Origin of the sequence: Streptomyces sp. NPDC049887 (assembly GCF_040656535.1) — a bacterium.
Taxonomy (GTDB): domain Bacteria; phylum Actinomycetota; class Actinomycetes; order Streptomycetales; family Streptomycetaceae; genus Streptomyces.
Genome location: NZ_JBFAMM010000029.1, coordinates 85555 through 95751 on the forward strand (window position 1 = coordinate 85555; position 10197 = coordinate 95751).

General features: G+C 69.9%; 7 protein-coding genes and 1 pseudogene. 6 read left to right on the forward strand and 2 right to left on the reverse strand.

The genetic code is table 11. The features are described from left to right. Positions 1 to 136: 136 nt before the first annotated feature. Both AB0J10_RS28290 and AB0J10_RS28295 read left to right on the forward strand, forming a co-directional pair. Positions 137 to 1003 (forward strand): FadR/GntR family transcriptional regulator, encoded by an 867-nt coding sequence (locus AB0J10_RS28290; RefSeq protein WP_363065337.1) that lies wholly within the window; start codon positions 137 to 139, stop codon positions 1001 to 1003. A gap of 508 nt (positions 1004 to 1511) precedes the next feature. Continuing rightward, positions 1512 to 3080 carry an RNA polymerase sigma factor gene (locus AB0J10_RS28295; RefSeq protein WP_363065316.1) on the forward strand — a complete coding sequence of 523 codons (1569 nt, stop codon included), beginning with the start codon at positions 1512 to 1514 and terminating at the stop codon, positions 3078 to 3080. Positions 3081 to 3155: 75 nt separating this feature from the next. On the opposite strand, the pseudogene AB0J10_RS28300 reads toward AB0J10_RS28295, so the two are convergent. Next, positions 3156 to 3456, reverse strand: a pseudogene (locus tag AB0J10_RS28300) (transposase); the annotation flags it as partial. A gap of 244 nt (positions 3457 to 3700) precedes the next feature. Between AB0J10_RS28300 and AB0J10_RS28305 the strand changes: the two are divergent. Continuing rightward, positions 3701 to 4534 carry a serine protease gene (locus AB0J10_RS28305; RefSeq protein WP_363065318.1) on the forward strand — a complete coding sequence of 278 codons (834 nt, stop codon included), beginning with the start codon at positions 3701 to 3703 and terminating at the stop codon, positions 4532 to 4534. A 228-nt stretch (positions 4535 to 4762) separates the two neighbouring features. On the opposite strand, the gene AB0J10_RS28310 is transcribed toward AB0J10_RS28305, so the two are convergent. Continuing rightward, entirely contained in the window at positions 4763 to 4993 is a 231-nt protein-coding gene (locus AB0J10_RS28310; protein ID WP_017949380.1) for a hypothetical protein, read from the reverse strand. A gap of 435 nt (positions 4994 to 5428) precedes the next feature. Between AB0J10_RS28310 and AB0J10_RS28315 the strand changes: the two genes are divergently transcribed. From AB0J10_RS28315 to AB0J10_RS28325, 3 genes are all read left to right on the forward strand, one after another. Beyond that, positions 5429 to 7546 carry a DNA topoisomerase IV subunit B gene (locus AB0J10_RS28315; RefSeq protein WP_363065321.1) on the forward strand — a complete coding sequence of 706 codons (2118 nt, stop codon included), beginning with the start codon at positions 5429 to 5431 and terminating at the stop codon, positions 7544 to 7546. Positions 7547 to 7679: 133 nt separating this feature from the next. Beyond that, a complete protein-coding gene (locus tag AB0J10_RS28320; protein ID WP_363065323.1) occupies positions 7680 to 8246 on the forward strand; it encodes a DUF485 domain-containing protein in 567 nt (188 codons plus the stop codon). After that, positions 8243 to 9835 (forward strand): cation acetate symporter, encoded by a 1593-nt coding sequence (locus AB0J10_RS28325; RefSeq protein ID WP_363065325.1) that lies wholly within the window; start codon positions 8243 to 8245, stop codon positions 9833 to 9835. The genes AB0J10_RS28320 and AB0J10_RS28325 overlap by 4 nt, the downstream gene beginning before the upstream one ends. Positions 9836 to 10197: the final 362 nt, after the last annotated feature.

A 10197-nucleotide genomic window follows, 5' to 3' on the forward strand; every position in this document is an offset into this window, starting at 1 on the left:
GAATGACCGTTTCTTCCCGATAAGGCGTCAATTGCGGGGCGAGCGCCGATCACCCTTTCGTGTGCTTTTCACCAAAGACCTCAAGGGTGGCTGAGGGCACGCCGACAAAGGATGCGTGAGTACCCTTGCGCACACCATGATGACCGCCGCCCGCCCCGTCGAGTCCGGCCTCGCCGGCCCGGGCGATCTCGACCGATACCCCTACCCGGAGGTGCCCGGCGTCGACCGGGTGGGCCCTCCGGCCTGGGACACCGCGGAAAGCGAGTTGGGCCGCGCCGGCCGCCGCGCCGCGGGCAGCCGGGGCCGCGGGCTCCACGGTCAACTCGTCCAGCAGCTCGGCCAGATGATCGTCTCCGGGGACCTCGGGGCCGACCGTCCGCTCGTGCCGGAGGAGATCGGCCAGCGCTTCGAGGTTTCCCGCACCGTGGTCCGCGAGTCGCTGCGGGTCCTCGAGGCCAAGGGTCTGGTCAGCGCCCGCCCGAACGTCGGCACCAGGGTCCGTCCGGTCAGTGACTGGAACCTGCTGGACCCCGACATCATCGAGTGGCGCGCCTTCGGTCCGCAGCGCGACGACCAGCGCCGTGAGCTGACCGAGCTGCGCTGGACGATCGAGCCGCTCGCCGCCCGGCTGGCGGCCGGGCACGGCAGGGAGGACGTGCAGCAGCGCCTCGGTGACATGGTGGAGATCATGAGCCACTCGCTCGCGCAGGGTGACGGCATCACCTTCACCCGTGCCGACGCCGAGTTCCACTCGCTCCTGATCCAGGTCGCGGGCAACCGCATGCTCGAGCACCTGTCCGGCATCGTCGCCGCCGCCCTCCAGGTCTCAGGAGGACCCGCCGCGGGCTGCGACCGCCCCTCCGAGGCATCCCTCGCGCACCATGCGCGGATCGTCGAGGCCCTCGCCGCCGGCGACGCGAACGGTGCGGAATCGGCCATGCGGCAACTTCTCACGACCCACCCCGAGGTGGAGCGCGTGGTCCCGGCTCCGCGCGAGCACTGATCCGCGGCTGCGGCCGGGGCGTTCGAGGCGTACCCATCGTGTGTCGGCGGGCCCCCGGGGGCGGGGCCCCGCGTTGGGTTGCCGATTGTGGTTTTATGACCCATGGGGCGGGTTTTGGGGCCGTGGGTGTGGGGGGGGGGCCGGGCCGCGGGGCGACACGTTCGGGGGGGGGGGGGGGGGGGGTTGGGTGCCATCCTCTGGGGGGGGGGGGGCCCGGGGGGCCCCCCCCCCACGATTGTGGAGCCGAATGCTGATTGAATCCCCATTCGGCCGTTTTGTCGGCAATGAGGTGTGACTCGGGCCACGTGGATTGGGCGTAACACTCCTCGAAACTGTGCGATGACCTAAGAGGTGACAGCCGAGGAGGGAACAAGGGCGCCGATCGCGGCGCTGTTCACTCTCCGAGGTCCAGCCCGCGCCGTCGGTACATCCCCAGCCGACGGTCGTCGGCTCCGGCCCGATCATGGGCGGGGCCGGAAGCCGTTTCCATCGTTCCGAGAGGTTGTTCGTGTCGGCCAGCACATCCCGTACGCTCCCGCCGGAGATCGCCGAGTCCGAGTCTGTGATGGCGCTCATCGAGCGGGGGAAGGCTGATGGGCAGATCGCCGGCGATGACGTGCGTCGGGCCTTCGAGGCTGACCAGATTCCGCCAACCCAGTGGAAGAATGTTCTGCGCAGCCTCAACCAGATCCTCGAGGAAGAGGGTGTGACGCTGATGGTCAGTGCCGCGGAGTCGCCCAAGCGCACCCGCAAGAGCGTCGCAGCTAAGAGCCCGGCAAAGCGCACCGCCACCAAGACCGTCGCGGCCAAGACGGCCACGACCAAGGCCGTCGCCGCCACCGCGGCACCGTCGGCCGCCGCCGACGACGAGAGCACCGCGGTGGCCGCGGGCGAGACCGCCGCGCCCGCGAAGAAGGCGGCGGCCAAGAAGACCGTCGCCAAGAAGACGACGGCCGCGAAGAAGACCGCGCCGAAGAAGACCGCGGCCAAGAAGACGACGGCGGCCAAGAAGGACGCCGAGGAGCTGCTCGAGGGCGAGGAGGCGCTCGAGGAGCCGCAGGCCGGCAAGGCGGGCGGCGACGAGCCCGAGGGCGCCGAGAGCGCCGGTTTCGTGCTGTCCGACGAGGACGAGGACGACGCCCCCGCGCAGCAGGTCGCCGCGGCCGGTGCGACCGCCGACCCGGTGAAGGACTACCTGAAGCAGATCGGCAAGGTCCCCCTGCTCAACGCGGAGCAGGAGGTCGAGCTGGCCAAGCGCATCGAGGCGGGCCTGTTCGCCGAGGACAAGCTGGCCAACTCCGACAAGCTGGCCCCGAAGCTCAAGCGCGAGCTGGAGATCATCGCCGAGGACGGTCGCCGGGCCAAGAACCACCTGCTGGAGGCCAACCTGCGGCTGGTCGTGTCGCTCGCCAAGCGCTACACCGGCCGCGGCATGCTCTTCCTGGACCTGATCCAGGAGGGCAACCTCGGCCTGATCCGCGCCGTCGAGAAGTTCGACTACACCAAGGGCTACAAGTTCTCCACGTACGCCACCTGGTGGATCCGTCAGGCGATCACCCGTGCCATGGCCGACCAGGCCCGCACCATCCGTATCCCGGTGCACATGGTCGAGGTCATCAACAAGCTCGCGCGCGTGCAGCGCCAGATGCTCCAGGACCTGGGCCGCGAGCCCACCCCGGAGGAGCTGGCCAAGGAGCTCGACATGACCCCGGAGAAGGTCATCGAGGTCCAGAAGTACGGCCGCGAGCCGATCTCTCTCCACACCCCACTGGGTGAGGACGGCGACAGTGAGTTCGGTGATCTGATCGAGGACTCCGAGGCCGTCGTGCCGGCCGACGCCGTCAGCTTCACGCTGCTCCAGGAGCAGCTGCACTCGGTGCTCGACACCCTCTCGGAGCGTGAGGCCGGTGTCGTGTCCATGCGCTTCGGTCTCACGGACGGCCAGCCGAAGACGCTCGACGAGATCGGCAAGGTCTACGGCGTGACGCGTGAGCGCATCCGTCAGATCGAGTCCAAGACCATGTCCAAGCTGCGGCACCCGTCCCGGTCCCAGGTCCTCCGGGACTACCTGGACTAGGACGAGGACGACACTCCACAGGCGGAGGGCCCGGCACCCCGAGGGGACGCTGTCGGTCCATTCGGGCCCGGCCTGCTACTTCGCCCCGTCGAGCGTCGGCTCGGCGGGGCGAAGTGCTGCGAAGTGGCTGGTGCGGGTGCGGGCCCTGGGTGCGGCGGTGAGGTGAGCGTCGAATCTTGCGAGATTGATGACGGCGCCGGTGAGCTGGTGCTGAAGGCTGCTCCTGGCCAGTCCCTGGAAGTGGGGATCAGCGGAGACCGCAGCGGCCGACGGCCTGGGAGATGGCGCCTTCGACGCCAGTCCGGATCTTGTAGCGGTCTTTCCAGGCGTCGGTCCGCTGTCTGGTGCGGGCGGCTTGGACATCGTGGTGCTCATCGGTGAACAGCGGCCCCGGCTCGTCCCTCACCCGGACAGCCCGGCTTCCCTTCGGGAACGCGGCCCGCGCCACCCGCACCGTCTCCGCCGCGTGTCACCTGCCCGCCTGTGTGTGCGGGCCCCGTCCGGTCCGGATTCCGCCCGCCCGCTCCCGGTTGCTCGCGTACCGCACCCGCGGGGGTGCGGACCGTGTTCGGCTGGTCGACGCTGAGTGGACGGAGAGCACCGTAGAGTCAGGAGAGCGCATGCGACGTCCCATCACCCGACCCTTGACGGCGGCCTTGGCCCTGGCCTCCGCGGCGGCTCTGGTCCCACTCGTCTCGCTGGCTCCGGCGGCGGCCGACAGTGTGATCATCGGGGGGTCGGCGGCGCGATCCTCGGAGACCCCCTGGGTCGTCGCCCTGTCCAGCCGTGACCGGTTCGGGGGTACCAGAGCCGGGCAGTTCTGCGGCGCCGTGGTGGTGGGGCCGACGAAGGTGCTCACCGCGGCACACTGCCTCAGCCGGGAGGTGCTGGGAACGCCGGTGGGCGAGGTGCGCGATCTGCGGGTGATCGCCGGGCGTGAGGACCTGCGCGGCCCCGGTGGCCAGGAGATCCCCGTGCGGAAGGTCCGGTTCGCGCCCGGGTACGATCCCGCGACCAGTTCCTCGGACCTGGCCGTGCTCACGCTCGGCAGCGCTCTGCCCGCGCAGTACGCCATCGCGACGGCCCGTCGGGGCGACGGGGCGTACCGGCCCGGCACGGCGGCGACGGTCTACGGCTGGGGCGACACGACCGGGGCAGGCACGTACGCCCGGACGTTGCGCGCCGCGCGGGTGCAGGTGCAACCGGACTCGGTGTGCGCGCGGGCCTATCCCGGCAGCGTGATGGGAGGCCGCTACCTGCCGGCCACGATGATGTGCGCCGGTGATGCCAGGGGCGGTCACGATGCCTGTCAGGGCGACAGCGGCGGCCCGCTGGTGGCGCAGGGCAGGCTCATCGGGATCGTCTCCTGGGGCAGCGGATGCGGCCGGGCGGACTCACCCGGGGTCTACACGCGCGTCGGCGAGGTGCTGCCCACGGTGGCCGACAAGCAGTGAGACGCCCGCCAGTTGGCGATGGACCGAACGATTTCGGCCACTGAGTGGCATGAACTCCGCTACGTCGACCGACTCAAAGGCTCGATCCGGTCGCCAGGAGTGGTGGCGCGCGCACCGGAAGTCACCGAGCGCGGTGCGCGGTCACGAGAACGGGCGGCCACCCCCGAAGGGGGTGGCCGCCCGTCGACCGGTCCTGGACCGGTCCCTGGCTCGTCGTGGGATGCGACGTCAGCGCTCGTCGTCTCCGGCGCTGGCGGGTACGGCCGTCAGGCGGTCCGTCTCATCCTGTATCTCGGCGGCGATCTTCTTGAGTTCCGGCTCGAACTTGCGCCCGTGGTGGGCACAGAAGAGCAGCTCACCGCCGCTTGTCAGGACGACGCGCAGGTACGCCTGGGCGCCGCAGCGGTCGCAGCGGTCAGCGGCCGTCAGCGGGCTCGCGGGGGTCAGAACAGTAGTCACGTCGCCTCTTCTCTAGCTCGACGAGCTGTCGTACCAGGGTCAACATCCAACCAGGCCGAAAACGTTCCCGCTCGCGCCTTTTCCCTGAAACTTCATCGTCAAGGTGGCTGTCTGCTGCCGGTTGGCGGCGAATGTGCCGTATTGCTTGGCTTTACGGTTTCGCTTGCTTCTCTGGGCATCGGGTCCTCCCGGCTGGGTTGCCGGTTGTTCATGAGGACGTGCCCGGAGCCTAAATGGTTCATGCCTGGAAGGGAACGTGATGTGCGCGTCACTCCATCGAGGGATCGAACGTGTATGCGACTCTGGGCTAGCATGTTGAATCATGAGGGTGGCGTTACATCGGCTCTACCAGGCCTCGGTACCCTCTGACCGGCGACCGACGCCGGGCCGTTACCCCCACACGGCCACATTCAAATTCAGCGAGGAGCGAACCGCGTGACCGCCGAGACGTCCGTGCCGTCCAGTGCGCTGCTGACCGCAGACCGTGACGGTTCCAACTACACCGCGCGGCACCTGCTCGTCCTCGAGGGGCTCGAGGCTGTTCGCAAACGGCCGGGCATGTACATCGGCTCGACCGACAGCCGCGGCCTGATGCACTGCCTTTGGGAGATCATCGACAACTCGGTCGACGAGGCCCTCGGGGGCTACTGCGACCACATCGAGGTCGTCCTCCACGACGACGGCTCGGTCGAGGTCCACGACAACGGCCGCGGCATCCCCGTCGACGTGGAGCCCAAGACCGGACTGTCCGGTGTCGAGGTCGTCATGACCAAGCTGCACGCCGGCGGCAAGTTCGGCGGCGGCTCGTACGCGGCGTCCGGAGGTCTGCACGGCGTGGGCGCCTCCGTCGTCAACGCGCTCTCCGCCCGCCTCGACGTCGAGGTCGACCGGGGCAGCGCGACCCACTCGATCAGCTTCCGCCGCGGAGTCCCCGGCATCTTCACGGAGTCCGGCCCGGACGCACCGTTCGACCCGGCGAGCGGGCTGATCAAGGGCAAGCGGGTGCCCAAGAACCGCACCGGCACCCGGGTCCGCTACTGGGCGGACCGGCAGATCTTCCTCAAGGACGCCAAGCTCTCGCTGGAGACGCTCCACCAGCGTGCCCGCCAGACGGCGTTCCTCGTGCCAGGCCTCACCATCGTGGTGCGCGACGAGCGCGACCTCGAGGGCGAGGGCAAATCGCAGGAGATCTTCCGCTTCGACGGCGGCATCAGCGAGTTCTGCGAGTACCTGGCCCAGGACAAGGCGGTCTGCGACGTCCTGCGTCTGAGCGGTCACGGCACGTTCAAGGAGACCGTGCCGGTCCTCGACGACCGCGGCCACATGACCCCGACCGAGGTCACCCGCGAACTGGGCGTCGACATCGCGCTGCGCTGGGGCACCGGTTACGACACGACGCTCAGGTCGTTCGTGAACATCATCGCCACACCCAAGGGCGGCACCCACGTCACCGGCTTCGAGCGCTCGGTCACCAAGACGATCAACGAGGTGCTGCGCTCCGCCAAGCTGCTGCGCGTGGCCGAGGACGACATCGTCAAGGACGACGCCCTCGAAGGGCTCACCGCCGTCGTGACCGTCCGGCTCGCCGAGCCGCAGTTCGAGGGCCAGACCAAGGAGGTCCTCGGTACCTCCGCGGCCAACCGCATCGTCGCCAACGTGGTCGCCAAGGAGCTCAAGGCGTTTCTGACCTCGACCAAGCGCGACGCCAAGGCGCAGGCGCGGGCCGTGCTGGAGAAGGCCGTCGCCGCCGCGCGCACACGGATCGCCGCCCGCCAGCACAAGGAGGCGCAGCGGCGGAAGACGGCCCTGGAGTCGTCCTCGCTGCCCGCCAAGCTCGCGGACTGCCGCAGCGACGACGTCGAGCGCAGCGAACTCTTCATCGTGGAGGGCGACTCGGCGCTCGGCACGGCCAAGCTCGCCCGCAATTCGGAGTTCCAGGCGCTGCTGCCGATCCGCGGCAAGATTCTCAACGTGCAGAAGTCGTCGGTCTCCGACATGCTCAAGAACGCCGAATGCGGCTCGATCATCCAGGTCATAGGGGCGGGCTCGGGCCGTACGTTCGACATCGACGCCGCCCGCTACGGCAAGATCGTCCTGCTTGTGGACGCCGATGTCGACGGTGCCCACATTCGCTGTCTGCTGCTCACGCTCTTCCAGCGCTACATGCGGCCGATGGTCGAGGCCGGCCGGGTATTCGCCGCCGTCCCGCCGCTGCACCGGATCGAGCTGATCCAGCCCAAGAAGGGCCAGGACAAGTACGTGTACACGTACTCGGACAACGAACTCCGCACCACGCTGCTGGAGTTCCAGCGCAAGGGGATCCGCTTCAAGGACTCCGTCCAGCGCTACAAGGGCCTCGGCGAGATGGACGCCGACCAGCTCGCCGAGACCACGATGGATCCGCGCCACCGCACCCTGCGCCGGATCAACATCGGGGACCTGGAGGCGGCGGAGCAGGTCTTCGACCTGCTCATGGGCAACGAGGTCGCGCCGCGCAAGGAGTTCATCACCAGCTCCGCGGCGACCCTGGACCGCTCGCGCATCGACGCGTGACACCACGCCCGGGCGGAGTGCCGGCCTCCGTCACCTGATGGGGTGAAGAGCACAAGAGAAGAGTCCGGGATCTCCCAGTTCTGTCCATCCTTGGGCACGCGGCCGTAACGGTTGCTGACAAGGAGAGCTGAGCGTGGAGAAGCAGCAAGGCCGGGACGACGGTGCGGTCCGCATCGACGACCCGTGGTACGACGCGCTGGCCTCCGGCTGGGGTGAGTCGGGCGGTGCGGACGAGGCGTCCGTGCCCCCGGCGGCAGCGGCCGGGAGCCCGGACGGCCGCCGTCACCGGGCGAGCGACATCTATCGGGAAGTGCACCGCAGTGCGGCCTTCCAGCAGGTCCGCAGCCGCTACCGGCGGTTCGTCGTGCCGGCGACCACTGCGTTCTTCATCTGGTACGTGGCGTACGTGGTCACGGCCACCGCCGCACCCGCGCTGATGGCCCGGCCGGTGATCGGCGCCGTGAACGTGGCGATGGTGGCGGGGCTCGGCCAGTTCCTCAGCACCTTCCTGCTGACCTGGGCCTACGCCCGTCACGCACGGTTGCGCAGGGACCGTGCGGCACTGGATCTCCGCTGGGCGGTCTTCGACCGGACACGGGACGCGGAAGCGCTGCCCGGCGACGACTTCCGGCAGGCGGGTCCCGCCGGAGGCCCACCCCTGCCCGGACAGGCCGACGCGGCGCGGAAGAAGGACCAGTGACGGGCGATCACCAGACCCTGGCCCTCGTGCTGTTCAGCGCGTTCATCGCGGTGACGCTGGCCATCACCACCTGGGTCAGCCGCAACCGGCACGGCTCGGCGGAGGAGTTCTACGCCGGCGGACGGCTCTTCTCACCGATGGAGAACGGCTTCGCCATCGCCGGCGACTACATGTCGGCCGCTTCCTTCCTCGGCATCTCCGGGCTCATCGCCCTCTACGGCTACGACGGCATGCTCTATTCCGTGGGCTTCCTCGTGGCCTGGCTGGTCGTGCTGTTCCTGGTCGCCGAACTGGTCCGCAACTGCGGCCGCTTCACTCTCGCCGACGTCGTCGCCAGCCGGATGAGCGAGCGCCCCGTGCGCATCGCGGCGGGAACCTCCTCGGTCGCCGTGTCCGTTCTCTATCTGGTCGCGCAGATGGTGGGGGCGGGCAGCCTGGTGGCCCTGCTCCTCGGCGGGACGAGCGAGGCCGCGCGCTCGTGGACCGTCGTCGGCGTCGGCGCGCTGATGGTCGTCTACGTCTCGATGGGAGGGATGCGGGCCACCACCTGGATCCAGATCGTCAAGGCCGTACTGTTGATGGCCGGTGCCACCGCGCTCACCGTGCTGGTCCTGACCCGCTTCCACGGCGACCTCAACGAACTGCTGGACACCGCAGCCGCGCGGAGCGGACACGGCACGGACTTCCTCTCGCCGGGACTGCGGTACGGCACGGACTGGACCGCGCGTCTGGACTTCATCAGCCTCGGGCTCGCCCTGGTGCTCGGGACCGCCGGTCTGCCGCACATCCTGTCCCGCTTCTACACCGTGCCCACGGCCCGGGCGGCCCGCCGCTCGGTCGTCTGGTCCATCGGGCTCATCGGCAGCTTCTATCTGATGACGATCGTGCTCGGATTCGGCGCGGCGGCCATTCTCGGTACCGACGAGGTGCGCTCGTCGAACGCCGCGGGGAACACGGCGGTCCCGCTGCTCGCCCTCGACCTGGGCGGTGGAGCGGGCTCCACCGGAGGCACGGTGCTGTTCGCCGTCGTCGCCGCGGTCGCCTTCGCCACGATCCTCGCCGTCGTCGCCGGCATCACCCTCGCCTCGTCGGCGTCGGTCGCCCACGACCTGTACGCGTCGCTGAGGAGGCGGCGCGGCAAGGGATACAGCGAGGTGACGGTGGCACGGGTCGCCGCCGCGGTCATCGGCGCCGCGGCGATCGCGCTCGGCCTGCTCGCCCGTGACCTCAACGTGGCGTTCCTGGTGGGTCTCGCCTTCGCCGTCGCAGCCTCCGCGAACCTCCCCGTGCTGCTCTACTCGCTGTTCTGGCGGAAGTTCACCACCCGCGGCGCCGTGTGGTCCGTGTACGGCGGCCTGCTCCCGGCGGTCCTGCTGGTGCTGCTCTCACCGGTGGTGTCGGGCAGCCCCGAATCGCTCTTTCCCGACCTGGACTTCCGGTGCTTCCCGCTGCAGAACCCGGGCCTCGTCTCCATTCCGCTCGGCTTCCTCGCCGGCTGGCTGGGCACCGTGACGTCCTCGGAGGAGCCGGACGAGGCGAAGCACGCGGAGACGGAGGTCCGGTCGCTGACGGGAGCGGGCGCGGTCTGAGCCGGTCCGGGGTGCCGACCGCATCCGCGGCCGGGCGTCCGGCGGTCGCCGTCCCCGCTCGCCGTCCGTGCAGTGGCGTTCCGGCCGGCGAGGTCCTGTCGCGGCGGGGGCCGAGCCGGGCGCGGGCGGGGCGTTCAAGCTGCTTCCGACAGCGCCGTGCGGCCGGCGGCCCGCGCGAGCGCGTTCGGCGATCTCCCGCGCGGAGCGGGGTGGCGGAGGCCGTCAGGACCCTGCGGCCCGTCCCCGGGTGGTGGGGGATCGGCCCTCGGGGGGTGCCTCTATGTTTTTCGTCAAGCTGTGCGGGGGCTTCTCGGTTCGTAGAAGGTTCCGTCGCGGAGCATGGCGAACAGGACGCTGATGCG

Bases quoted from the DNA above. Each gene is read 5' to 3' on its own strand.
- AB0J10_RS28305 (WP_363065318.1), top strand. From the start codon at position 3,701: ATGCGACGTCCCATCACCCGACCCTTGACGGCGGCCTTGGCCCTGGCC.
- AB0J10_RS28290 (WP_363065337.1), top strand. From the start codon at position 137: ATGATGACCGCCGCCCGCCCCGTCGAGTCCGGCCTCGCCGGCCCGGGC.